The following is a 24,035-nucleotide window of genomic DNA, read 5'->3' as shown; positions in this document are numbered from 1 at the left end:
TGCCCGGGTGGGTTACTCGACGACGATGTCGACCGGGATGTTGCCGCGGGTGGCGTTGGAGTACGGGCAGACCTGGTGGGCCTGCTCGACCAGCTTGCGGCCGGTCGCCTCGTCCAGCGTGTCGGGCAGCTCGACGCGCAGCGTGACGGCGAGCGCGAAGCCCTCGCCCTGCTTGCCTATGCCGACCTCGGCGGTGACGGCGGCGTCGCTGACGTCGACCTTGGCCTGGCGGCCGACGAGGCCGAGGGCGCTGCCGAAGCAGGCGGCATAGCCGGCGGCGAAGAGCTGCTCGGGGTTCGTGCCCTGGCCGTTGCCGCCCAGCTGCACCGGCATGGCCAGCGGCAGGTCCAGCGTGCCGTCGGAGGAGACGGCGCGGCCCTCGCGGCCGTGGGTGGCGGTGGCGACAGCGGTGTAGAGCGCGTCCATGGGAGAACCATCCCTCTCGGATCGGGAATCGGGTGGGCGGTGGCCGGTCGGGCCACCGCCGTACGACCAGAAGTAGAGCACACAATTCAGTTGCGCACAACTAAATGGCGGACAAGAGCTACCCTGGAGCCATGACCAGCACGCCCGCGGACGACTGGCTCCGCCTCGACCGCCAGATCTGCTTCTCGCTGAACGCCGCCTCGCGCGCCTTCAACGGCGTCTACCGCGTGATCCTCAAGGACCTCGGACTCACCTACCCCCAGTACCTGGTGATGCTGGTGCTCTGGGAGGCCGGCGACCAGCCGGTGAAGAGGCTCGGCGAACGGCTGCGGCTCGACTCCGGCACGCTCTCCCCGCTGCTCAAGCGCCTGGAGGCGGCCGGACTGGTGCGCCGCGAGCGCAGCGCCCGCGACGAGCGCTCGGTCGAGGTCCGGCTCACCGAGGAGGGCGCCGCCCTGCGCGAGCGCGCGGTGGAGGTGCCACGCCGCATCGTCGCCGCGACCGGCTGCGACGTCGACGAGATCCGCGCCCTGCGGGACCGCCTCGACCAGCTCACGAGTGCGCTGGACGCGGCGGTGGCGGCGGAGACGGCGGTGCGCTAGGAGCCCCGAGTCTCACCGTCCACCATCCGGCATCCGGCATCCGGCATCCGGCATTCGGTTACGCGGCGTCACGTCCTGATCACGCAATGGCCCCGCGCCTGCTTCACTGTGTCCAGTACAGCCACCGGCCCCACGGGGCCGACTGACGAGGGGACGGCCGCACATGACCTGGCTGATCACCGGCGGCGCCGGATACATCGGGGCACACGTCGTACGAGCGATGACCGAGGCGGGCGAGCGGGCCGTGGTCTACGACGACCTGTCGACGGGGATCGCGGAGCGGGTGCCGGACGGCGTGCCGCTGGAGGTGGGCTCGACGCTGGACCGGGAGCGGCTGAGCCGGGTGCTGGCCGGGCACGGGATCACCGGGGTCGTGCACCTCGCGGCGAAGAAGCAGGTCGGCGAGTCGATGGACCTGCCGCTGCACTACTACCGCGAGAACGTCGAAGGTCTGCGCGTCCTGCTGGAGGCGGTCACCGCGGCCGGGGTGCCGTCGTTCGTGTTCTCCTCCTCGGCGGCCGTGTACGGCATGCCGGACGTGGACCTGGTCACCGAGGAGACCCCGTGCGTGCCCATGTCGCCGTACGGCGAGACCAAGCTGGCCGGTGAGTGGCTGGTCCGGGCGACCGGCCGCGCGACGGGTCTGTCCACGGCGTGTCTGCGCTACTTCAACGTGGCGGGCGCGGCGGCCCCCGAGCTGGCCGACGTCGGCGTCTTCAACCTCATCCCGATGGTCTTCGAAAAGCTGACCGAAGGGGCACCCCCGCGGATCTTCGGCGACGACTACCCGACCCCGGACGGCACCTGCGTACGGGACTACATCCACGTCGTCGACCTGGCCGAGGCCCATGTCGCGGCGGCCCGCGCGCTGGAGGCCGCCCCGGGCCGCGACCTCACCCTCAACATCGGGCGGGGCGAGGGCGTCTCCGTGCGCGAGATGATCGACCGGATCAACGCGCTCACCGGCCACGACCGCCCGCCCACGGTCACCCCCCGCCACCCCGGCGACCCGGCCCGCGTCGTCGCCTCCGCCGAACGCATCGCCGCGGAGCTGGGCTGGAAGGCCAAGTACGACGTCCAGGACATGATCACCTCCGCGTGGGAGGGCTGGGTACGGCTGCATCCGGGGGCGGCGCGGGACTAGCCTGCGCGGATGACCGACACCCGGCTTGAGCGCGCCGTCGGCGCCGTCCTCGGCTCCGCCGTCGGTGACGCCCTCGGCGCGCCGTTCGAGTTCGGCCCCGAGGGCGCCTTCACCGCCCGGTTCCCGCGCCCGGGGCAGGGCGGCGAGATGTGCGGGGGCGGCGGCTGGGACCCGGGCGAGGCCACCGACGACACGCAGATGGCCGTCCTCGTCGGCGAGTCGCTGCTGGAGCGCAGCGGGCTCGATCTGCCGGACGTCTTCCGGCGGTTCCGGCGCTGGGCGGCGGCCGAACCGAAGGACATCGGACTCCAGACGGAGGCCGTGCTGAGTGGCGGCGACCCCTGGGACACGGCCGCTGCGCTGCACTTCCAGGCCAATCAGCGCGCGGCGGGCAACGGTGCCCTGATGCGGGCGGCGACCTCCGCCGTGCACTTCGCGCACCGGGGCCGGGACGCCACCATGGACGCCGCCCGCCGCCTGGCCGCCCTCACCCACGGCGACCGGGCCGCCTGGGAGGGCACGGCCGTCTTCCACGAGCTGGTGCGGGTCGCGCTCGCCGGGGGCGACCCGCTGGCCGCCCTGCCCGCGACGCTGGCGGCCGTCCACCCCGATCACCGCGCGCGGTACGCCGTCGTCCTCGCTCCCGACTGGCACCCCGACCAGGCCACCGAATTCAACGGCGCGGTCTGGCCCTGCCTCGGCTGCGCCGTCTGGGCCGTCCGCACCACCTCCTCCTACGAGGACGCGGTGCGCGCCGCCGTCGACCTCGGCGGCGACACGGACACCGTCGCGGCCGTCACCGGCGGGCTGGCGGGGGCGGTGTACGGGGTCGGCGCGATACCCGAGCGGTGGACCGGGCCGCTGCACGTGCCGCTGCCCGGCTTCGGGGAACGGGTGCTGCGGGCGGGCGAGTTGAGCGAGCTGGCGCGACGGCTGGCCGCACCGGCCGGGTCTGCCGGTCCCGCCGTTTCCACCGTGCCGGCCGGCTGACGTCAGAGTGCCTTCAAGGCCTCCGCGGTCGCGTGGGAGAGTGCGGACAGGTAGCCCTTCGGGAGCTTCGGGCCGCGGATCACCACCGAACGCCAGTACAGGGGGCCCGAGATGAGGTCGAGGACCAGTTCCTGGTCGACGCCCGCGCGGACCTCGCCCCGCCGCTCCGCCGCCGCCACGATCTTCAGCGCGACGCCTTCCTGCCCGTCCCGCAGCGCCTTCCGCATCGCCTCGGCGATCTCCGGGCTGCGGGCCGCCTCCGCCTGGAGGTCGGGGATGATCTGCGAGGCCACCGGGTGGCGCAGGGCGCGGGACGTCACCTCGTACAGCAGCCGCAGATCGGACTCCAGCGAGCCGGTGTCCGGCGCCGGCAGGCCCTGCACCGCGATCGCGGAGACCACGTCGAGCACCAGGTGGAGCTTGGAGCGCCAGCGGCGGTAGACGGCGGTCTTGCCGACCCCCGCGCGGCGGGCGATGCCCTCGATCGACATCCGCGCGTAGCCGACGGCGGCCAGTTCCTCGAAGACGGCCGCGCGGATGGCTTCCGTCACGTCCTCGCGCAGTACCGCCGCGCCTGCGGGGGTCCGGCGGCGCGGACGCGGCTGGGGGCCGTCGGCGTTCGTCGTCATGCGGACAGCATAGGGCGTTACGACGAAACGGTTGCGTTCCGACGCTCGAACGGCTTACGCTCGCGTTGCGACGATACGGTGCCGTCCCGACGTACGGATCCACCGCCGCGCGAGACTCCACCGCGGTACGAGACTCCAGCCGTACGGGAGTCCACCGCCGCACGAGACCACCCCCCTCCCCCGACCGAAAGCAGCGGATGTGAGCCAGGTCCTCGACACACCGCCCCCGGCGTCGGCCCGGGCCACCACCCCGGCCCCGGGTGACGCCGATCTCGCCGACCTCGCGGCCCTCGCCGCCCGCCACGGCCTCACGGTCAGCGGCGCCCGCCCCTCCCTGACGCAGTACGTCCGGCAGCTGTGGGCGCGCCGTCACTTCATCGCCGCGTTCGCCACGGCGAAGCTCACCGCCCAGTACAGCCGGGCGAAGCTGGGCCAGGTCTGGCAGGTCATGACGCCGCTGCTGAACGCGGCGGTCTACTACCTGATCTTCGGCGTGCTGCTCCAGACCAGGAACGGCGTGCCGGACTACGTCCCGTTCCTGGTCACGGGCGTGTTCATCTGGACCTTCACGCAGAGCTCCATCCTGGCGGGCACCCGCGCCATCTCCGGCAACCTCGGCCTGGTGCGGGCCCTGCACTTCCCGCGGGCCTCGCTGCCGATCTCGTTCTGCCTCCAGCAGCTCCAGCAGCTGCTGTTCTCGATGGCGGCGCTGATCGTGATCCTGCTCGCCTTCGGCGTGCCGCCCGCGGTGTCCTGGGTGCTGGCGGTCCCGGCGCTGATCCTCCAGTTCACGTTCAACGCGGGCGTCTCGCTCGTCATGGCCCGGCTGGGAGCCAAGACGCCGGACCTCGCGCAGCTGATGCCGTTCGTGCTGCGGACCTGGATGTACGCCTCCGGCGTGATGTTCAGCATCGACCACATCCTGCGCACCCACACCGACCTGCCGGGCTGGGTGGGCACGCTGCTCCAGGCCAACCCGGCCGCCGTCTACATCGACCTCATGCGCTTCGCGCTCATCGACAGCTTCCACGCGAGCCAGCTGCCCCCGCACGTGTGGGCGCTCGCGACGGGCTGGGCCCTGCTCGCCGGAGTCGGCGGCTTCATCTACTTCTGGAAGGCTGAGGAGACGTACGGCCGTGGCTGAGCACACTTCCGCATCCGAAAAGATCCCCACCGTCATCGCCGACCACGTCGACATCGTCTACCGGGTCAACGGCACCGGCGCGGGCCGCGGCTCCGCGACCGCCGCGCTCAACCGCATCCTGCGCCGCAAGCAGACCGAGAAGGCGTCCGGGGTCCGCCGGGTGCACGCGGTCCGTGACGTGTCCTTCGTGGCGTACAAGGGCGAGGCGATCGGCCTGATCGGCACCAACGGCTCCGGCAAGTCGACCCTGCTGAAGGCGGTCGCCGGGCTGCTTCCGGTGGAGAACGGCCGGATCTTCACCAACGGCCAGCCCTCCCTGCTCGGGGTCAACGCGGCCCTGATGAACGACCTGACCGGCGAGCGCAACGTGCACCTCGGCGGTCTGGCGATGGGCATGTCCCGCGAGCAGATCAAGGAGCGCTACCAGGAGATCGTCGACTTCTCCGGCATCAACGAGAAGGGCGACTTCATCACCCTGCCGATGCGCACCTACTCCTCCGGCATGGCCGCCCGGCTGCGGTTCTCCATCGCCGCCGCCAAGGACCACGACGTACTGCTCATCGACGAGGCGCTGGCCACCGGCGACCGCTCCTTCCAGAAGCGCTCCGAGGCCCGCATCCGCGAGCTGCGCAAGCACGCCGGCACGGTCTTCCTCGTCAGCCACAACAACAAGTCGATCCGCGACACCTGTGACCGGGTGCTGTGGCTGGAGCGCGGCGAGCTGCGGATGGACGGGCCGACGGAGGAGGTCCTGAAGGAGTACGAGGCGTTCACCGGGGAGAAGACGGCCAAGCCCAAGGCGAAGCCCAAGGCGCAGGCTGCCGCCGAGGGCGTCAAGGTCAAGGTCGCCTCCTGAGCCCGCCCCGGTATCCGCCCCGCTGCCCGCCCCTTCCGCGTCCCGACCGGCTCAACCCCGGTTATCCCTTTCACCGGTTTGGTGCCACGATGACCGAATAGGCCATGCCGTGTGAGGCACCCGAACGTGTGAAGGGAGTCCGCCGTGCCAACCGAGCTCAGCATCGTCGTCCACGGCCCGAACACCCAGGGCCATCTGACCGGCCTTCTCGACTCCGTGGCCGCCGACCCGGCCCCGGACACCGAGGTGATCGTGGTCGCGGTCGGCGACTGGGCCCGGGAGACGGCCCGCGAGCACGCCCCGGGCGCCGTGCTGGTCGCCCTGCCGGACGGCACCGGGGACGCCGAGGCCCGGGCGGCGGGAGCGGCCCGCGCGTCCGGGCGGTGGCTGCACTTCGTGCACGCCAAGGACGGCCTCCCGCCGGGCGCCCCCGCCCTGCTGGCGGCCCGCGCCGCCGAACTCCCGGACACGGTCGACGTCCTGCTCTTCGACCACGTCCGCACCACCTGGCAGACCTCCGGCGCGCCGTCCTACGACAGCCGGCTGCTGGCCCGCGCGGGCCGCGCCGAGCTCACCCTCGACGACCTGCCCGCCCTGCTCCGGCTCACCCCGATCCTCGGCAACCGCCTGATACGCGCGGACCACTGGCGCGCCCACGCCGACACCCTGTCCACCGACGACGAGGCGTACGCCGCGCAGAGCGCCCTGCTCACCGCCGCGCGGATCGCCTGCTACACCCACCCCGGCTTCGAACACCGCGAACTGCGCCCCGGGAGCCTCCCGCCGCGCACCCTCGACGACCACCTCGCCGTCCTCGACCGCTACGAGGCGCTCCTGGAGGCCACCCGCACCCGAACGGCCCCCCACGCGGTCCTCTACCACCTGATGGTCCGTGACGGACTGCGCACCTTCGTCCGCGCGGGCATGCCGGAGCGCGACGCGCGCGTCTTCTTCCACCGCGCCTCGCAGGCCGCCCGCCGCCTGCGCCCCGAGGGACTGCGCCACCCGGCCGGACCGGAAGGCCTGCGCCGCACCCTCCTCGAAGAGGATGCCTACGCCCGCTACCGCGCCCTGCAGACCGCCAACCACGCCCGCCGCGCCGCCAAGAAGGCCCTCCGCACGGGCAAACGACAGCTCGGCACCCAGATCCGCTCCCTCCAGTACCGCAGGGCGCTGTCCCGTCCGGTCGACCCCAACCTGGCGGTCTTCTCGGCGTACTGGAACCGCGGCGTCGCCTGCAACCCGGCCGCCATCGCCGCCAAGCTCGCCGAACTCGCCCCGCAGGTCCACCCGGTGTGGGTCGTCGCGCCGAACCGCGTGGGACTGCTGCCGCCCGGCACGGACCACGTGGTGCCCGACAGCCGCCGCTACTGGGAGGTGCTGGGCCGCGCCAAGTTCCTCGTCAACAACGTCAACTTCGCCAACGCGGTGGTGAAACGCCCCGACGCCGTGCACGTCCAGACCCACCACGGCACCCCCCTCAAGCGCATGGGCATCGACCAGATGCGCTACCCGGCCACCGCCCAGGGCCTGGACTTCGAGGCGCTGCTGGCCCGGATCGACAAGTGGGACTACAGCGTCTCCGCCAACAGCCACACCACCCGCATGTGGGAGAGCGCCTACCCGTCCCGGTACGTCTCCCTGGACCACGGCTATCCGCGCAACGACGTCTACTACACCGCGACCGCCGCCGACATCGCCGCGATCCGCGCCCGCCTGGGCATCGCCCCCGGCCGCCGCGCGATCCTCTACGCCCCCACCCACCGCGACTACGAGGCCGAGTGGACCCCGCGTCTCGACCTCGCCGCCCTCGCCGACCGGCTCGGCGAGGAAACGGTCCTGCTGGTGCGGTCCCATTACTTCCACGCCGGCACGGCGACGGCGCTCACCGGCCTGCGCCGCGCGGGCCGCGTCCTCGACGTCTCCGCCTACGAGCCCGTCGAGGAGCTGTGCCTGGCCGCCGACGCGCTGATCACGGACTACTCGTCGATCATGTTCGACTACGCCAACCTGGACCGCCCGATCGTCATCCACGCCGACGACTGGGAGACGTACGTGGCGACCCGCGGCGTCTACTTCGACCTGATGGCCGAGGCCCCCGGCCCGGTGGCCCGCACCCAGGGCGAACTGGTCGACATCCTCACCTCGGACGCCTGGAACGACCACGAGGCGGGCAAGGCGCGGGCGATGTTCCGGCGCCGGTTCTGCGAGTTCGACGACGGCCGCGCCGCCGAGCGGGTCGTACGCCGTGTCTTCCTGGGCGAGCCGGAGGAGGCCCTGCCCGCGATCATCCCCGTCGACGAGCGCACCCCCGCGCCCACCCCGCAGGAGGCGACCGCGTCATGAGCCCGGAAGTCCCGGATGTCCCGGAAGCGTCCGAAGCCCCCGAAGTCGCGGAGGCCCCGAAGGCCGCGCAGGCCGCGCAGGCCCCCGAAGCACCCGACGCCACGGTCGTGGTGATCGTCTACAACGACGCCGAACGCCTCCCCCGCGCGGTGGCCTCCGTGCGCCGCCAGACCCACGCGAACATCGAGATCGTCATCAGCGACGACCACTCCACCGACGCGACTCCCGAGGTGGCCCGCCGGCTGGCCGCGGAGGACCCGCGCATCCTGCATCTGCGCCTGGACCGCAACAGCGGCGGGTGCAGCGTGCCCCGCAACCGGGCCCTGGAGATCGCCCGCGCGCCGTATGTGATGTTCCTGGACAGCGACGACGAGCTGCTGCCGGAGGCGGTCGAGCTGCTGCTGGCCGCGCACCGGGAGCAGGACGTCGACTTCGTGATGGGCGCCGTGGAACGGGTCCGCGCGGACACCGGCAACCGCGCCCGGTGGATGCCGCGGCTGGTGGCCGAGCGCCGTACCGTCCCCGGCATCGACGCCGAACCGCGGCTGTTCTTCGAGCACCTGGCGACCAGCAAGATGTACGCCCGCGCCTTCCTCGACCGGCACGGGCTGCGCTTCCCGGAGGGCATCCACTACGAGGACCAGCTCTTCACCGCGCAGGCGTACTGCCAGGCCCGCGCCTTCACGGTCATCCCCGAGCCGGTCTACCGCTGGTACATCGCCCCGCACGCGTCCGGCGACGCCGCCTCCATCTCCAACCAGCGGCACAAGCTGGAGAACGTCCGCGACCGGGTGCACGTCCAGCGGCTCGTCGACGACTTCCTCGACGAAAGCGGGCACGGCACGCTGCACGAGGAGAAGGACTACAAGTTCCTCAAGCACGACTTCCGGATGTACGCCGGTGACCTCCCGCACCGGGACGAGGAGTGGCTGGCGGGGTTCGCGGAGATCGTCAACCCGTATCTCGCGACGCTCACGCCCGGCGCGTACGCCCGTCTCCCGCGCCCCGAACGCGTCGTCGTCCAGCTCGTGCGCGATCTGCGCCTGGCGGACGCCCGGCTCGCGGCGCGCGGCCTCGGCCACGCCGTCGGCCCGCGCGCGGTCGTCACCGACGACGAGGGGCGGACGTACTGGGGCGACCGGCTCCCCGACACCGACTGGGCACGCCGGGAGCTGGACCTGTCCGACCTGGCCCCGGACACCTGCCCCTTCCCCTACGCCCTGCTCCGGCACGAGGTCACCGCGATCTCGCCCGGCCCCGGCGCCTCCGTCGACCTCGCGATCCGCACCTACGACCCGGCCCTGCGCCTCCCGGTCGGACCGCAGGCCGCGACCCTGCTGCTCTCCCCCGGCCGCCGGCGCATGAGCGTGCCGTTCCGGCTGTCCCCGGTGCGCCCTGGTGTCTACGAGGGCCATGTCCACCTCGACCTGGCCGCCGCCCCGGTCCCGCTGCACGGCTTCGACGGCGCCCGTCACCCCGTGCTGCGCCTGGAGCACCGGGGGCTGTTCCACCGGGGCGTCCTGCTGGCCCCGGAGACCCCCTTCCGGCCGCTGACCGCGCGCGTGGAGTACCACTCGGGTGCCGCCCCGCACCTCGTCACCGTCGAACCGGAGCAGCGCGGCACGGGCCGGCTCCAGGTCCGGTGGCGTCCGGCGGGCGTCACCGCGCGGGTGGTGCGCCCGCTGGTACGGCGCGCGGCCCGGCCCCGGATGCGCCGGGCGGTACGCCTGCTGGCGAGCGCGCTGCGCTGAGCCCCGGCCCGACGGGAGGCGCCCCGGACCGACCGGCCCGGGGCGCCTCCTTCATGCCGTACGGCTACGAGTGCGTCCGCAGCAGCGTGCGCATCGTCCGCATCGCCACCGACAGGTTGGCGAGGTCGAACGTCTCCGAGGACTGGATCTCCTCCAGGGTGGTGCGGGCGCGGCCGAGGATCGCCGCGTTCTTCTCCCGCCAGCCCTCGAACCGCTGCTCCGGCGTGGAGGTGCCGTTGCCGACCGCCAGCACGTCGGCCGTGAGGGCGGCGTGCGCGGCGAACAGGTCCTCGCGGATCGCGGCGCGGGCCATGGACTGCCAGCGGTCTGCGCGGGGCAGCTCGATGATCCGGTCCATCAGCTGGGTGATGCCGAGGCGGTCGGCGAGGTCGTAGTAGACCTCGGCGACGTCCAGCGGCTCCTTGCCCATGCGGTCGGCCACCGAGACGATGTCCAGCGTCGGGAAGGCGGACGAGAACCCGGCCACGCGCGTGGCCAGCTCGTCCGGCACCCCGGCGTCGGTCAGCTCGTCGTAGATCTTCTGCCACCACTCCAGGTCCGCGCCGCGCAGCAGCTTCGGCAGCTGCGACCAGACCTGCTCGACGCGCTCGGCGAAGAAGCCGACCGTCTCGGCGAGCTGGATCGGCTGCGGCCGGTTGTTGAGCAGCCAGCGCGTGCCGCGCTCCACCAGGCGGCGCGAGTGCAGCCGGATGCGGGTCTGGACCTCGGCCTCGACCTTGTTGTCCAGCGCCTCCACGCCGTCCCACACCTCGGCGGAGCGGAAGATCGCGCGGGCCGCGGTCTGCGCCCGGACGATCTCCTCCAGCGACGCCCCGGTCTCCTCGCGCAGCCGGTGCAGATACGTCGTACCGCCGGTGTTGACCGTGTCGTTGACCAGCACCGTCGTGGTGATCTCACGGCGCAGCGGGTGGGTGTCGATGCGGTCGCCGAACTGCTCGCGCAGCGCGGTCGGGAAGTAGCAGTGCAGCAGGCCGCGCAGGTACGGGTCGTCCGGCAGCGAGGTGCGCAGCAGCTCCTCGGCGACCGTGATCTTCGTGTACGCCAGCAGGACGGCCGTCTCCGGGCCGGTCAGGCCCTGGCCCTGGGCGAGCCGCTCGCGGATCTGGCGGTCGGTCGGCAGAAACTCCAGGGCCCGGTCCAGGTGGCCCTCGCGCACCAGGTGCTTCAGGTAGCGCTGCTGGGCGTGGAGCATGTCCTTGGACTGGGCGAGGGCGTTCGCGATCGCCGTGTTCTGCGCGTAGTTGTTGCGCAGCACCAGCTTGCCGACCTCGTCGGTCATGTCGGCGAGCAGCCGGTTGCGCTGCTTGACGGTCATGTCGCCGTCCGCGACCAGGCCGTTGAGCAGGATCTTGATGTTCACCTCGTGGTCGGAGGTGTCCACGCCCGCGCTGTTGTCGATGGCATCGGTGTTGATCCGGCCGCCGTGCAGCGCGAACTCGATCCGGCCGAGCTGGGTCAGACCGAGGTTGCCGCCCTCGCCGACGACCTTGACGCGCAGGTCCCTGCCGTCGACGCGGATGGCGTCGTTGGCCTTGTCGCCGACGTCGCCGTGGGACTCGGTGGAGGCCTTGACGTAGGTGCCGATGCCGCCGTTCCACAGCAGGTCCACCGGCGCCTGGAGGATCGCCTTCATCAGCTCGGCGGGGGTCATCTTGGTGACCTTGCCCTCGATGCCCAGTGCCTCGCGGATGTGCGCGTTGATCTGGATCGCCTTGGCGGTGCGCGGGAAGACGCCGCCGCCCGCCGAGATCAGCTCGGTGTTGTAGTCGGCCCAGCTGGAGCGGGGCAGCTCGAACATGCGGCGGCGCTCGGCGTAGGAGACGGCCGCGTCCGGGTTGGGGTCGATGAAGATGTGGCGGTGGTCGAAGGCGGCGACCAGGCGGATGTGCTCGCTGAGCAGCATGCCGTTGCCGAACACGTCACCGGACATGTCGCCGATGCCTACGACCGTGAAGTCCTCGGACTGCGTGTCCACGCCCAGCTCGCGGAAATGCCGCTTGACGGACTCCCAGGCGCCGCGCGCGGTGATGCCCATGCCCTTGTGGTCGTAGCCGGCCGAGCCGCCGGAGGCGAAGGCGTCGCCGAGCCAGAAGTTGTACTTCTCCGCGACCTCGTTGGCGATGTCGGAGAAGGTCGCGGTGCCCTTGTCGGCGGCGACGACCAGGTAGGTGTCGTCCTCGTCGTGGCGGACGACGTCCGCCGGGGGCACGACCTCGCCCGCGACCATGTTGTCGGTGATGTCGAGCAGCGCCGAGATGAACGTCTTGTAGCTGGCGATGCCCTCGGCCATCCACGCGTCGCGGTCGACGCTCGGGTCGGGCAGCTGCTTGGCGACGAAACCGCCCTTGGCGCCGACCGGCACGATGACGGTGTTCTTCACCATCTGCGCCTTGACCAGGCCGAGGATCTCGGTGCGGAAGTCCTCGCGCCGGTCGGACCAGCGCAGACCGCCGCGCGCGACCTTGCCGAACCGCAGGTGGACACCCTCGACGCGCGGCGAGTACACCCAGATCTCGAACGCCGGGCGGGGCGCCGGCAGGTCCGGGATGGCCTGCGGGTCGAACTTCATCGACACGTAGTCGTGCGGGCGGCCGTCCCCGGTCTTCTGGAAGAAGTTGGTCCGCAGGGTGGCCTTGATGACGGTCAGGAAGGAGCGCAGGATGCGGTCCTCGTCCAGGCTGGCCACCTGGTCGAGCGCCGCCTCCAGCTCCTCCAGCAGGGCGTCGACCAGCTCGTGCCCGGCACGCTGCCGCTCCGGCGACATCCGCGCCTCGAACAGCGAGACCAGCAGCCGCGTGGTGTGGACGTTGTCGCGGAGGGTGTCCTCCATGTAGTCCTGGCTGAACGTGGAGCCCGCCTGGCGCAGGTACTTCGCATACGCCCGCAGCACCATCGCCTGCCGCCAGGTCAGCCCGGCGGTCAGCACCAGCGCGTTGAAGCCGTCGTTCTCGGCCTGGCCGGTCCAGGTGGCGGCGAAGGCCTCCTGGAAGCGCTCACGGGCGTCGTCGCTCGCGTAGGCGCCGTCGGCGGAGCCGTTCTGGGCCTTGGGCATGCGCAGCCCGAAGTCGTAGATCCAGGCGACCCGGCGGTCGGCGCAGCGCAGCTCGTACGGCCGCTCGTCCATCACCTCGACGCCGAGCCGGTTGAGCACCGGCAGCACCGCGGACAGGGAGACCGCCTCGCCCTTGCGGTAGATCTTGAAGCGGCGCTCGTCGGGGCCGGCGCCCACCGGCTCGTAGAGGCTGAGCGCGAAGTTCCGCTCCTCGTCGAGGCGTTCGAGGTGACCGAGGTCGGCGACCGCGTTGCGCGGGGTGTGGTCGGCCTTGTAGCCCTCGGGGAAGGCATCGCCGTAGCGGCGCAGCAGCTCCGCCGCGCGTTCCTCGCCGAACTCGGCGTTCAGCGCCTCCGCGAAGCCGTCGGCCCAGGAGCGGGCGGCCTCGACCAGGCGGGCCTCGATGCGCTCCTTGTCGGCGTCGGACAGCTGCGGCAGCTCGGTGCCCTGCGGGACGCGGACGACGAAGTGCAGCCGGGACAGGATCGACTCGGTGTTCCAGGCGGTGAAGTCGACGCTGATGCCGCCCAGTTCCTCCTTGAGGATGTCGATGATCCGCAGGCGCACGCCGGTGGTGTAGCGGTCGCGCGGGAGGTAGACGAGCGCCGAGTAGTAGCGGCCGTACTCGTCCTGGCGCAGGTAGAGCCGCAGCCGGCGGCGTTCCTGGAGGTACAGGACGGAGGTGACGATGGAGCGCAGCTCGTCGACGGGCGTCTGGAACAGCTCGTCGCGCGGGTAGGTCTCCAGGATCTGGAGCAGGTCGCGCCCGTCGTGGCTGTTGGGCGAGAAGCCGGCGCCCTTGAGCACCGCCTCGACCTTGCGCCGGATCACCGGTACCCGGCGCACCGACTCGGTGTAGGCGGCGGAGGAGAACAGACCGAGGAAACGCCGCTCGCCGATGACGTTGCCGTCCGCGTCGAACTTCTTGACGCCGATGTAGTCCAGGTACGACGGCCGGTGCACGGTGGCCCGGCTGTTGGCCTTGGTCAGCACCAGCAGCTTGTGCTCGCGCGCCTTGGCGCGGGCGTCCGCGGGCAGCCGCTCGAAGGACGGGCTGACCGGGTGCTGGTCGTCGCCCGCGTGGTGCGGGTCGGCGCGCAGGATGCCGAGGCCGGTGCCGGGGACGGCGGCGAGGGAGTCGTCGTCGCGGAGCTGATACTCGCGGTAGCCGAGGAAGGTGAAGTGGTCGTCGGCCAGCCAGCGCAGCAGCTCGCGGGCCTCCTCGACGTCCTGCCCGGGCAGGTCGGCGGGGGCCGGCTCGGCGGCCAGGCCGTCCGCGAGGCGTACGGCCGCCTCGCGCATCTTGCCCCAGTCCTCGACGGCCTCGCGGACGTCGGACAGCACGCGCAGCAGGTCGGCGGTGATCTGCTTCAGGTCCGCGCGGTCGGTCTCGCGGTCGATCTCGACGTGGATCCAGGACTCGATGTGCGCGTCGTGCGGCAGGTCGCCGGCGGGCGAGGTGGTCAGCACCTCGATCAGCTTGCCGGTGACGTCGCGGCGCACCGTGACCTGGGGGTGGATGACGACGTGGATGCCGCGTCCCTGCCGGGTCAGCTCGTTGGTGACCGAGTCGACGAGGAAGGGCATGTCGTCGGTGACGACCTCGACCACGGAGTGGCTGCACGTCCAGCCGTTCTCCTCCACGGTCGGGGTGTGGACGCGCACGCTGGCCGTGCCCTGGGGGCGGTTCTCGGCCAGTCGGTAGTGGGAGTAGGCGGCTCCGAAGACGTCGACCGGGTCCCGGTCGGTGAGGTCTTCCGGGGCGGTGTGCAGGTAGTAGCGCTGGAGGAACGTGAGCACGGCCTCCCGGTCGGGGGTTCCGTGTTCCGTCGTCCCAGTCGGTAGGTGCCCCCCGACCGGGCTGTTCTCAGCTACCCGGGCGGCCCTGTCGAGCAGCTCGGCCTTGGCTTCGTCCAGCTTGGTCTGCATTGTCCTCTGGCTCCTGTCGCGCGCCGTTGCGTGACGTAGAAGGAAGTACGGTCTCTGCCCTTCCGGCGTGACGCCGGAACACGGGGTGTCCGGTCCGCTTCGACGCTATGCCGCAAGGGGAGACGAGCGGGGGGTTATCAGCCATTTCCGACGCGTACGACGGATCCGGCGCGCGCCGCGGCCGCTCCGTCCTGCGTCCGCCCGGCGCCCTGAAGGGGGCCTCGGATTCCCCGGCCCGCCCGCGAAGACCAGCGACCGCCGCCCGGTCACGGATGTCGTCCGTGCGTCCCGGGCGCAGGGCAGGGGCAACGCCGCCCCCGCGAACTATCGCGCTGATCACGCCACCAAGGCTATCGCTCCTCACCGGGGGCCCGTCATGAGCCGTATGTGTACAAAACCGGGGCCGGAACTTTGACAGTCTGCACAGTCCGGCCGTGGCCGTCGGTGTCCCGGGACCGGCGCGTCCCCTTGGCAAGCGGCCCGACCCAGGGCAGGTTGCCCAGTGACGCCCACCCCGGAGGGGAGCCGCTCGTATGACAGCCAAGATCCTGATCGTCACCGGCGACGCCGCAGAGTCCCTCGAAGTGCTGTACCCCTACCAGCGCCTGCGCGAAGAGGGCTACGAGGTCCACATCGCGGCCCCCACCCGCAAGCAGCTCCGGTTCGTCGTCCACGACTTCGAACCCGGCTTCGACACCTACACCGAGAAACCCGGCTACACCTGGCCGGCCGATCTCGCCTTCTCGGAGGTCGACCCCGGCCAGTACGCCGCCGTCGTCATTCCCGGCGGCCGGGCCCCCGAATACCTCCGCAACGACCCCGAACTCCGCAAGATCCTCAAATCCTTCTTCGACGCCGACAAGCCCGTGGCGCAGATCTGCCACGGCCCCCTGCTGACCGCCGCGGTGGACGCCCTCCGCGGCCGCCGCGTCACCGCGTACCCCGCCCTGGAGCTGGACATGCAGGCCGCCGGCGCGACCTTCCAGGACGCCGAGGCGGTCGTCGACGGCACGCTGGTCTCCTCCCGGGCCTGGCCGGACCATCCGGTGTGGATGCGGGAGTTCCTGGGGGTGCTGCGCGCCAAGGCGCCGGTCACCTGATCGGGGGCGCGGGCGTGATCGGGGGCGCCGCGTCCGGGGTGCGGCCCGTAGCCAGGACCGTCGGGCCCGGCGTGCGGCCGTAGCCAGGACCGTCGGGCCCGGGGTGCTGGTCGCGCCCGGGAGTCACCTGGTCCGGGGCGCGGCCCGCGCCCCGGCCGTGCCTCACGCGGCCATCGCCAGCCGTTCCGCCTCCGCGACCGCCTCGTGCAGGGTGTCCACCACGGGCACCCCGGCCGTCTCCAGGCTGCTGCGGCTGTGCGAGCCCCCGGTGTAGAGCACGGCCCGCGCGCCCACGTGGAGCGCGGCCACCGCGTCGTCCGCGGCGTCCCCGATCACCACCGTGCGCGAGGGGTCCACCCCGGCCAGCGCCGCGAAATGCCGCACCATGTGCTCGGCCTTGCTGCCCCCGGAGGGCCCGGTGCGCCCGTCGACCCGTATGAAGTGGCTCTCGATCCCGAATCCGCGCACCAGCGGCACGAGGTCCTCGTGCCCGTACATGCTCAGGATCGACTGGCTGCGCCCCGCGGACCGCCACTGCGCCAGCAGCTCCACCACGCCCTCGGTGAGCCCGCACCGCACGCGGTGCTCGGCGTAGTACCGGTGGAAGGTCCCGTCCATGACCTCCCACTCCTCGTTCGTGGGCAGTCGTCCCATCAACCGCTCGTAGAACTTCGGCACCGGCACGCAGTACATCGACCGGTACTGCTCCAGTGTGATCGGCTCCAGTCCCAGCTCGGCGAACGCCGCGTTCGTCGCCCCGATGATCGCGTCATTGTCGTGGAACAGCGTGCCGTTCCAGTCCCACACAATGTGCGCGGCTCCCAGCTTCCCCATGCCGAAGACCGTACCCGCCGCCACTGACAATCAAGAGACGCCCGGGTGACGGGCCTGCGGTTCCGCGCGACGGGCCGGCGGTCCGACGGCTCGACGGCCCCGGCGGCCCGGTGCGGCTCAGTCCCCCAGCCCCACCAGGTTCGGGATCTCCTGCGTGGCGTACCACAGCAGCTCGTGGTCCTCGGCCCCGTCCACCACGAACTGGGCGTCGTCGTCCCCGCCGTCCGCCGCCTCCAGCGCGTCCGCCGCCGCGGCGACGTCCGCCTCCGCGTCCCCGGCGTCGACGTGCACGGACGCCGCCTTGGCCAGCCGGATCGGCCCGGCCACCCGCACCTCGCCCAGCGCGGCCGGGTCGAGGCCCCGGTCCGGATCGGCCGTCGCCGCCCCGTCGGGCACGTCGACGGCGACGACGACCCGCCGGCGCGGGGCCCCCGCGTCCGCCGCGAGCAGCCGCAGCGAGGCCAGCGCGGCCCGGCTCAGCGCCGCGTACTCCAGCTCCTCGATGTCGTCGGAGAGGTACCACTCGCGCAGCGCGGGCGTGACGGCGTACGCGACGAGCGGCCCGCCCCCGAGCTCTCCCGCCTTGTACGCCTCGGCGAGACCGGGGAGGGTCAGGGGGACGTAGACGCGCATGGCTGGCCGCTTCTTTCGTGGTCGGAGGGCCCCGCAAGGCTTCGGAGAGCCTTCAGGATACGTGCGGGCGTCCCCTTTCGGGCCCCTGCCCGCGCTCCGGAAAGCGTCCATCCGACGCCCGGGAATTCACCCACCGCACCCTCCTCACCAGGGCTTCCACCCCTCCGAACCACTCGGATAGGTGAACTCTGTGGGCCTCCGACCCCGACTTGCGCTCGGCTTGCTGCCGCCTCTCCCGCCCCGTACAAGATCACCACCAGCAAGTTACCGCCCGGTATCTCCCGGGCCGCAGCGAACGGGGATCCCATGAACAAGGTCATGACCAGGGCCCAGCACCACCCGGCCACCCGTCCCGGCGCCCGCCCCGGCACCCGTCCTCCGACGCGCCGTGACACCCGCCGCGACCCACGCCGACCGGGCGCGACCCCACCCCGCGCCCGCCGCACGGACACCACGCCCACGACCCCGGCGGACACCCGCCGACCGGCCGTCCCGGCGGCTCCCGGCAGCGCGCCGGCCCACCCGACGGTCGCCGGCGGCGCATCGGCCCTCCCGGCGACGGCCCCCGGTGGCGCGCCGGCCCACCCGGAGGCGGCCCCCGGCGGCACCCGGCACACCCCCCTGAGGGTGCCGCCGCAGACCCCGCGCCGTCCGGTCGGGCTCCCGCAGCCCCGTCCCACCGATGTCTTCGCCGACCGTCTGCTGCTGGTCCTCAGCGGCCAGCGCCCCGTCCACTTCATGCTCCGCCACACCGTGGGACGCGCCTACGACGACCTGGCCCGCCTCGCCGAGACCGGGCCCCTGCGCTCCCCCGGCCCGCGCCCGGTGGTGCGCGACGTCGGCTGGTACGAGCCCTACCCCGGCGCCTTCGAGGCCTTCGCCCGGATCCGCACCGGCGACCGGCTGCGCGCCATGGCCTTCCGCCTGGAACGGGGCGCCGACCACCGCTGGCGCTGCACGGCGGTGGAACTGGACGGCCCGCGCGGGCCCCGCGCGGAGGACGACGACTGACGGGCATGCGAAAGGGCCGGGCACCCCTGGGGGTGTCCCGGCCCTCGGCCACGGCACGAACCGCGGCGGCGTCACGCCGCCGCCGGCCTCACTTCTTGCGGCGCCGCCCGCCCTTGGCCTGCTTGCGCCGCTCCGCGCGGGTGAGGCCGTCGGCGGGGGAGCGCACCGGCTCGTCCTCGGGGAGGTCGCCCTCGATGGTGCCGCCCTCGCCGTCCACGGTCGGCGCGGTGAAGTGCAGGTTCCGCCGCTGCGGGGCCTCCAGGCCCTTGGCGCGGATCTCCGGGCGCGAGGCGGTCGCCTGCGCCGGGACCGCGTCCTGCTTGGTCAGGTCCGGCTTGGCGTCCTCGACGGGGACCTCCTCGACCTGCTGCTCGACCTGGACCTCCAGGTTGAACAGGTAGCCGACGGACTCCTCCTTGATGCCGTCCATCATGGCCTGGAACATGTCGAAGCCCTCGCGCTGGTACTCGACCAGCGGGTCCTTCTGGGCCATCGCGCGCAGGCCGATGCCCTCCTGGAGGTAGTCCATCTCGTAGAGGTGCTCGCGCCACTTGCGGTCCAGGACCGACAGCACGACCCGGCGCTCCAGCTCACGCATGATCTCGGAGCCGAGCTGCGCCTCACGCGCCTCGTACTGCTCGTGGATGTCGTCCTTGACGGACTCGGCGATGAACTCGGCCGTCAGACCGGCGCGGTCGCCGGCCGCCTCCTCCAGCTCCTCGATGGTTACCTTGCACGGGTAGAGCTGCTTGAAGGCGCCCCACAGCCGGTCGAGGTCCCAGTCCTCGGGGAAGCCCTCGGAGGTCTCGGCCTGGACGTACGCGTCGATCGTGTCGTCCATGAAGTGCCGGATCTGCTCGTGCAGGTCCTCGCCCTCCAGGACGCGGCGGCGCTCGCCGTAGATGACCTCGCGCTGCCGGTTGAGGACCTCGTCGTACTTCAGGACGTTCTTACGGGTCTCGAAGTTCTGCTGCTCGACCTGCGACTGGGCGGACGCGATCGCGCGGGTGACCATCTTGTTCTCGATCGGCACGTCGTCCGGCACGTTCGCCATGGACATCACGCGCTCGACCATCTGGGCCTTGAACAGCCGCATCAGGTCGTCGCCGAGCGACAGGTAGAAGCGGGACTCGCCGGGGTCGCCCTGGCGGCCGGAACGACCGCGCAGCTGGTTGTCGATACGGCGGGACTCGTGCCGCTCTGTGCCCAGCACGTACAGGCCGCCGAGCCGCTCGACCTCCTCCTTCTCGGCCTTGACGGCCTCCTCGGCCCGCTTGAGCGCCTCGGGCAGGGCCGCGGCCCACTCCTCGATGTGCTCCTCGGGGTCGAGGCCGCGCTGGCGCAGCTCCGCCTCGGCGAGGTCCTCGGGGTTGCCGCCGAGCTTGATGTCCGTACCACGGCCGGCCATGTTGGTGGCGACGGTCACGGCGCCCTTGCGGCCGGCCTGGGCGACGATCTGCGCCTCACGGTCGTGCTGCTTGGCGTTCAGCACCTCGTGCTGGATGCCGCGCTTGCTCAGCTGCTGCGACAGGTACTCGGACTTCTCGACGGACGTCGTGCCGACGAGGATCGGCTGGCCCTTGCGGTGCTTCTCCTCGATGTCGTCGACGACGGCGGCGAACTTCGCGACCTCGGTGCGGTAGATCAGGTCCGACTGGTCCTTGCGGACCATCGGCCGGTTGGTCGGGATGGGGACCACGCCGAGCTTGTAGATCTGGTGGAACTCGGCGGCCTCGGTCATCGCCGTACCGGTCATGCCGGAGAGCTTGTTGTAGAGGCGGAAGAAGTTCTGGAGGGTGATCGTGGCGAGCGTCTGGTTCTCGTCCTTGATCGGCACCCCTTCCTTCGCCTCGATCGCCTGGTGCATGCCCTCGTTGTAGCGGCGGCCGGCGAGGATACGGCCGGTGTGCTCGTCGACGATCATGACTTCGCCGTCGATGACGACGTAGTCCTTGTCCTTCTTGAAGAGTTCCTTGGCCTTGATGGCGTTGTTCAGGTAGCCGACGAGCGGGGTGTTCACCGACTCGTACAGGTTGTCGATGCCCAGCCAGTCCTCGACCTTGGCGACGCCGGACTCGTGGATGGCGACGGTGCGCTTCTTCTCGTCGACGTCGTAGTCGCCGGTCTCCTCGATGCCCTTCAGCGGCTGGCCGGCCTCGCCGCGCTTGAGGCGCTGGACCAGCTTGGCGAAGTCGCCGTACCACTTGGTGGCCTGGTCGGCCGGGCCGGAGATGATCAGCGGCGTACGGGCCTCGTCGATGAGGATGGAGTCGACCTCGTCGACGATGGCGAAGTTGTGCCCGCGCTGGACGAGTTCGTCCTTCGACCAGGCCATGTTGTCGCGCAGGTAGTCGAAGCCGAACTCGTTGTTCGTGCCGTAGGTGATGTCGCACGCGTACTGCTCGCGGCGCTGGGCCGGCGTCATGTTGGCGAGGATGCAGCCGACCGACAGGCCGAGGAACTTGTGGACGCGCCCCATCATCTCGGAGTCACGCTCGGCCAGGTAATCGTTGACCGTGATCAGATGAACACCGTCACCGGACAGCGCGTTCAGATACGCGGGCAGCGTACCGACCAGGGTCTTGCCCTCACCGGTCTTCATCTCGGCGACGTAACCGAGGTGGAGCGCGGCACCACCCATCAGCTGCACGTCGTAGTGGCGCTGCCCGAGGACGCGCTTGGCGGCCTCGCGGACGGTGGCGAAAGCCTCGGGGAGCAGATCGTCAAGGCTCTCCCCATCGGCGTACCGCTGCTTGTACTCATCGGTGAGGGCCCGCAGCTCGGCGTCGGAGAGGTCGACGAAGTCCTCTTCGATGGAGTTGACCTGGTCCGCGATGCGGTGCAGCTTGCGCAGGATCTTGCCTTCGCCTGCACGCATGATCTTCGAGAGGACGGACACGGGGGTTGGTCTCCTTGCCGGTCGGGCCTGGGACGGTCGGTTTCCTTCTGACGTACTGAGCAACGGCCATCGTATGCGAGGACCCGGCCACGCCGGGAGGCCTGCCGTGACGACGGCGTCGCCGCTTCCTCAGAGGACAACGGCCGGGAGACACGGATGGTGCCGCGGCCTCCCACCGATTTCCACGAACGACGCCCCCCTCACATTCACTCGCGAAAAACGGATGACCTCCGTCCCGCCCCCCAGCAGAATCGGCCGATGGACCCCGTCACGATCCCCACGGCCCGCCTGCTGCTGCGCCCGGTCGGCCCGGACGACATCGACGCCGTATACGCAGCCTGTCAGGACCCCGACATCCAGCGCTGGACGACGATCCCCTCCCCGTACCTCCCGGAACACGCCGAGACCTTCGTCCGGCAACAGGCCCCCGACGGCTGGGCCGCCTCCTCGATGTTCACCTTCGGCGCCTTCCTGCCCGACGGGGACCTCGCCGGCATGCTCGGCATCACCATGCGCTCCCTGGGCACCGCCGAACTGGGCTTCTGGGCCACCAAGCGCCACCGCGGCAACGGCTACATCACCGAAGCCACCCGGGCCGTCTCCCACTGGGCCTTCACCCGCATCCCCGTCGACCGCCTCGAATGGCGCGCGGAGGTGGGCAACACCGCCTCCCTCGCGGTCGCGCAACGAGCCGGCTTCACCCTCGAAGGCACCCTCCGCGCGGCCCTCAACAACAACGGCACCCGCCGCGACTGCTGGCTGGCCTCCCTCCTCCCCTCAGATCTGTCCCTCCCTTCCACAGCCCCGTACCTGCCACCACGGCCGACGATGTGAGGGGGCGCGGGGCTGCGGCGACCTGGGGCTCAGGGGCCGAGGGCACAGCCCCCGCCGGCGTCCAGGGGCGGAGCCCGGCGGGGGCAGGGTCACAGCCCCCGGGGTGCAGGGGGCGCAGCCCCCGGGGTGCAGGGGGCGCAGCCCCCGCCGCGGCGGGAACCCAGCCGCACCGGGCACCCACGGCCCACACTCTGCCGAGGCCCAGGGCCGCAGCCCCTTCGAGGGTGCAGGTGGCGCAGCCCCCGCCGGGGCGGGAACCCAGCCGCACCCGGCGCCCACGGCCCACACCCTGCCGAGGCCCAGAGGCCGCAACCCCTCCAGGGTGCAGGGGGCGCAGCCCCCGCCGGGGCGGGAACCCAGCCGCACGGGGCACCCACGGCGCGAATCCGCCGCCGGGGTCCAGGGGCGGAGCCCCTGGTGGGGTCGAAGGGGCGGAGCCCCTGGGGATGGGAATGGGTAGGGGCGGCGGGGGCGAAGAACCTCCACGCCCGCGCCGGACGCCGCCGCACCCGACCACCCACATCAGCCCCCGTCCACGTCCCCATCCCCCACTCCCACCACGCACGCCCAGCCCCCACCCCACCCCCCACCAGCCAATTCCCCAACCCACCCCCCACTGTCAGACCCACCCCTTATCGTTCGAAGCCATGACGACCCCGCGCCCCACCACCACCCTCTCCGCAGACGAAGCCCGCCGCATCGCCCTACGAGCCCAGGGCTTCCTCGGCACCCCCAACCGCCGCGCCGGCGTCCGCGGCATCCTCCGTCACCTCGGCGCGGTGCAACTCGACACCATCTCGGTCCTGGCCCGCTCCCACGAACTCGTCCCCTACGCCCGCCTGGGCGCAGTAGGCCGCACCACAGTGGAGAACGCCTACTGGAAGGACACCCACGCCTTCGAGTACTGGTCCCACGCCGCCTGCATCCTCCCCATCGAGGAGTGGCCCCACTTCGCCTTCCGCCGCCGCGCCTACCGCAACCGCCCCCACTGGAACCACGAACTCCCGGACGGCGCCTACGACCAGGTGATCAAACAACTCCGCGCCGAAGGCCCCCTGACCGCGACGGAGTTGGGCGGCGCGAAGAAGACCAATGACTGGTGGGACTGGTCCGGCGCGAAGGTCGCCGCGGAGCGCGCCCTGATGTACGGCGAGGTCGTCTGCGTGGAGCGCCGCGGCTGGAAGCGCGTCTACGACCTCGCCGAACGTGCCATCCCCTCCACCCTCCTGCACGACGACCTGGACGACACCGAATGCCTCCGCCGCTTGGTCCGCCTCGCCGGCGAGGCCCTCGGCGTGGGCACCCGCGCGGACATCGCCGACTACCACCGCCTGAAGGGCGAGCAGGTCGACGCGGTGATCGCCGACTCCGGCCTGGTCCCGGTCACGGTGGAGGGCTGGTCGAAGCCGGCCTGGGCGGACCCCGCGGCCCTCGCGACACCTCCGCGCGGCCGCCACCGCACCACGCTCCTGTCCCCCTTCGACTCCCTGATCTGGGAGCGCGCCCGAACGGAGCGGATCTTCGGCTTCACCCACCGCCTGGAGGCCTACGTCCCGAAGCAGAAGCGGATCCACGGCTACTTCGCGATGCCGGTCCTGGCCGGCGGCCGGCTGGTCGGCCGTGTCGACCCGGCCCGCGAGGGCCGCACCCTGGTCGCCAAGCAGATCTCCCTGGACGGCCCGAAGACGGTCCCGGCCGTCGCCGAGGCCCTGCTGGAAGCGGCAAGCTGGGTGAACTGCACCAACGTACGCGTGGAACAGGTGAACTCCCCGGACCTGCGCGCCCCGCTCATCGCGGAACTGGCCCGGTCCCTGGCCTGACGCAACCTCAGGGG

General features: G+C 71.9%; 17 protein-coding genes. 11 read left to right on the top strand and 6 right to left on the bottom strand.

Annotation, left to right across the window (positions count from 1 at the left end):
• Nucleotides 1–12 precede the first annotated feature (12 nt).
• Nucleotides 13–426, bottom strand: coding sequence for an organic hydroperoxide resistance protein (locus ACIG0D_RS00155; protein ID WP_399795341.1), 414 nt, complete (start codon nucleotides 424–426; stop codon nucleotides 13–15).
• A 131-nt stretch (nucleotides 427–557) separates the two neighbouring features.
• On the opposite strand from ACIG0D_RS00155, the gene ACIG0D_RS00150 reads away from it, so the two are divergent.
• From ACIG0D_RS00150 to ACIG0D_RS00140, 3 genes are all read left to right on the top strand, one after another.
• Nucleotides 558–1,028 carry a MarR family winged helix-turn-helix transcriptional regulator gene (locus ACIG0D_RS00150; RefSeq protein WP_399795340.1) on the top strand — a complete coding sequence of 157 codons (471 nt, stop codon included), beginning with the start codon at nucleotides 558–560 and terminating at the stop codon, nucleotides 1,026–1,028.
• A 163-nt stretch (nucleotides 1,029–1,191) separates the two neighbouring features.
• Nucleotides 1,192–2,172 (top strand): UDP-glucose 4-epimerase GalE, encoded by a 981-nt coding sequence (gene galE, locus ACIG0D_RS00145; protein WP_399795339.1) that lies wholly within the window; start codon nucleotides 1,192–1,194, stop codon nucleotides 2,170–2,172.
• 9 nt (nucleotides 2,173–2,181) lie between these two features.
• Nucleotides 2,182–3,162 carry an ADP-ribosylglycohydrolase family protein gene (locus ACIG0D_RS00140; RefSeq protein WP_399795338.1) on the top strand — a complete coding sequence of 327 codons (981 nt, stop codon included), beginning with the start codon at nucleotides 2,182–2,184 and terminating at the stop codon, nucleotides 3,160–3,162.
• Between the two features lie 2 nt (nucleotides 3,163–3,164).
• Here ACIG0D_RS00140 and ACIG0D_RS00135 read toward each other — a convergent pair whose 3' ends face one another.
• Nucleotides 3,165–3,791: a TetR/AcrR family transcriptional regulator gene (locus ACIG0D_RS00135; protein WP_399795337.1), complete on the bottom strand. Its 627-nt coding sequence runs from the start codon at nucleotides 3,789–3,791 to the stop codon at nucleotides 3,165–3,167.
• A gap of 199 nt (nucleotides 3,792–3,990) precedes the next feature.
• Here ACIG0D_RS00135 and ACIG0D_RS00130 point away from each other — a divergent pair, with 199 nt between their 5' ends.
• The 4 genes from ACIG0D_RS00130 (at nucleotide 3,991) to ACIG0D_RS00115 (ending at nucleotide 9,888) form a co-directional block, all read left to right on the top strand.
• Nucleotides 3,991–4,935, top strand: coding sequence for an ABC transporter permease (locus ACIG0D_RS00130; RefSeq protein ID WP_399795336.1), 945 nt, complete (start codon nucleotides 3,991–3,993; stop codon nucleotides 4,933–4,935).
• Nucleotides 4,928–5,791, top strand: a complete 864-nt coding sequence (locus tag ACIG0D_RS00125; protein ID WP_399795335.1) for an ABC transporter ATP-binding protein — start codon at nucleotides 4,928–4,930, stop codon at nucleotides 5,789–5,791. The genes ACIG0D_RS00130 and ACIG0D_RS00125 overlap by 8 nt, the downstream gene beginning before the upstream one ends.
• Nucleotides 5,792–5,935: 144 nt before the next feature.
• Entirely contained in the window at nucleotides 5,936–8,137 is a 2,202-nt protein-coding gene (locus ACIG0D_RS00120) for a CDP-glycerol glycerophosphotransferase family protein (protein ID WP_399795334.1), read from the top strand.
• On the top strand, nucleotides 8,134–9,888 hold the full coding sequence (locus ACIG0D_RS00115) for a glycosyltransferase family 2 protein (RefSeq protein WP_399795333.1): 1,755 nt from the start codon (nucleotides 8,134–8,136) through the stop codon (nucleotides 9,886–9,888). Before ACIG0D_RS00120 ends, ACIG0D_RS00115 begins: the two co-directional genes overlap by 4 nt.
• 64 nt (nucleotides 9,889–9,952) lie before the next feature.
• Here ACIG0D_RS00115 and ACIG0D_RS00110 read toward each other — a convergent pair whose 3' ends face one another.
• Nucleotides 9,953–14,890 (bottom strand): NAD-glutamate dehydrogenase, encoded by a 4,938-nt coding sequence (locus tag ACIG0D_RS00110; RefSeq protein WP_399795332.1) that lies wholly within the window; start codon nucleotides 14,888–14,890, stop codon nucleotides 9,953–9,955.
• A 533-nt stretch (nucleotides 14,891–15,423) separates the two neighbouring features.
• On the opposite strand from ACIG0D_RS00110, the gene ACIG0D_RS00105 reads away from it, so the two are divergent.
• Nucleotides 15,424–15,990: a DJ-1/PfpI family protein gene (locus ACIG0D_RS00105; protein ID WP_399795331.1), complete on the top strand. Its 567-nt coding sequence runs from the start codon at nucleotides 15,424–15,426 to the stop codon at nucleotides 15,988–15,990.
• 162 nt (nucleotides 15,991–16,152) lie between these two features.
• On the opposite strand, the gene ACIG0D_RS00100 is transcribed toward ACIG0D_RS00105, so the two are convergent.
• Both ACIG0D_RS00100 and ACIG0D_RS00095 read right to left on the bottom strand, forming a co-directional pair.
• A complete protein-coding gene (locus tag ACIG0D_RS00100) occupies nucleotides 16,153–16,824 on the bottom strand; it encodes an HAD family hydrolase (RefSeq protein ID WP_399795330.1) in 672 nt (223 codons plus the stop codon).
• Between the two features lie 117 nt (nucleotides 16,825–16,941).
• Complete coding sequence (locus ACIG0D_RS00095; RefSeq protein ID WP_399795329.1) at nucleotides 16,942–17,457, bottom strand: DUF6912 family protein; 516 nt, start codon at nucleotides 17,455–17,457, stop codon at nucleotides 16,942–16,944.
• Nucleotides 17,458–17,763: 306 nt separating this feature from the next.
• On the opposite strand from ACIG0D_RS00095, the gene ACIG0D_RS00090 reads away from it, so the two are divergent.
• Complete coding sequence (locus ACIG0D_RS00090; RefSeq protein WP_399795328.1) at nucleotides 17,764–18,468, top strand: Rv3235 family protein; 705 nt, start codon at nucleotides 17,764–17,766, stop codon at nucleotides 18,466–18,468.
• Between the two features lie 88 nt (nucleotides 18,469–18,556).
• On the opposite strand, the gene secA is transcribed toward ACIG0D_RS00090, so the two are convergent.
• The gene (secA, locus tag ACIG0D_RS00085; RefSeq protein WP_399795327.1) at nucleotides 18,557–21,367 is read right to left on the bottom strand and encodes a preprotein translocase subunit SecA; all 2,811 of its coding nucleotides are present in this window, start codon (nucleotides 21,365–21,367) and stop codon (nucleotides 18,557–18,559) included.
• A 258-nt stretch (nucleotides 21,368–21,625) separates the two neighbouring features.
• On the opposite strand from secA, the gene ACIG0D_RS00080 reads away from it, so the two are divergent.
• Nucleotides 21,626–22,201 carry a GNAT family N-acetyltransferase gene (locus tag ACIG0D_RS00080; RefSeq protein ID WP_399795326.1) on the top strand — a complete coding sequence of 192 codons (576 nt, stop codon included), beginning with the start codon at nucleotides 21,626–21,628 and terminating at the stop codon, nucleotides 22,199–22,201.
• A gap of 647 nt (nucleotides 22,202–22,848) precedes the next feature.
• A complete protein-coding gene (locus tag ACIG0D_RS00075; RefSeq protein WP_399795325.1) occupies nucleotides 22,849–24,021 on the top strand; it encodes a winged helix-turn-helix domain-containing protein in 1,173 nt (390 codons plus the stop codon).
• Nucleotides 24,022–24,035: the final 14 nt, after the last annotated feature.

Source organism: Streptomyces sp. NPDC052773 (assembly GCF_044547145.1).
Lineage (GTDB): Bacteria > Actinomycetota > Actinomycetes > Streptomycetales > Streptomycetaceae > Streptomyces.
The sequence above is the reverse complement of the archived record's forward strand: the minus strand, read 5'-3'. Positions and strand labels throughout refer to the sequence as shown.

Bases quoted from the DNA above. Each gene is read 5' to 3' on its own strand.
- ACIG0D_RS00090 (WP_399795328.1), top strand. From the start codon at position 17,764: ATGAACAAGGTCATGACCAGGGCCCAGCACCACCCGGCCACCCGTCCC.
- ACIG0D_RS00150 (WP_399795340.1), top strand. From the start codon at position 558: ATGACCAGCACGCCCGCGGACGACTGGCTCCGCCTCGACCGCCAGATC.
- ACIG0D_RS00115 (WP_399795333.1), top strand. From the start codon at position 8,134: ATGAGCCCGGAAGTCCCGGATGTCCCGGAAGCGTCCGAAGCCCCCGAA.
- ACIG0D_RS00095 (WP_399795329.1), bottom strand. From the start codon at position 17,457: ATGCGCGTCTACGTCCCCCTGACCCTCCCCGGTCTCGCCGAGGCGTAC.
- ACIG0D_RS00140 (WP_399795338.1), top strand. From the start codon at position 2,182: ATGACCGACACCCGGCTTGAGCGCGCCGTCGGCGCCGTCCTCGGCTCC.
- ACIG0D_RS00100 (WP_399795330.1), bottom strand. From the start codon at position 16,824: ATGGGGAAGCTGGGAGCCGCGCACATTGTGTGGGACTGGAACGGCACG.
- ACIG0D_RS00105 (WP_399795331.1), top strand. From the start codon at position 15,424: ATGACAGCCAAGATCCTGATCGTCACCGGCGACGCCGCAGAGTCCCTC.
- ACIG0D_RS00135 (WP_399795337.1), bottom strand. From the start codon at position 3,791: ATGACGACGAACGCCGACGGCCCCCAGCCGCGTCCGCGCCGCCGGACC.
- ACIG0D_RS00155 (WP_399795341.1), bottom strand. From the start codon at position 426: ATGGACGCGCTCTACACCGCTGTCGCCACCGCCACCCACGGCCGCGAG.
- galE (WP_399795339.1), top strand. From the start codon at position 1,192: ATGACCTGGCTGATCACCGGCGGCGCCGGATACATCGGGGCACACGTC.
- ACIG0D_RS00080 (WP_399795326.1), top strand. From the start codon at position 21,626: ATGGACCCCGTCACGATCCCCACGGCCCGCCTGCTGCTGCGCCCGGTC.
- ACIG0D_RS00110 (WP_399795332.1), bottom strand. From the start codon at position 14,890: ATGCAGACCAAGCTGGACGAAGCCAAGGCCGAGCTGCTCGACAGGGCC.
- ACIG0D_RS00075 (WP_399795325.1), top strand. From the start codon at position 22,849: ATGACGACCCCGCGCCCCACCACCACCCTCTCCGCAGACGAAGCCCGC.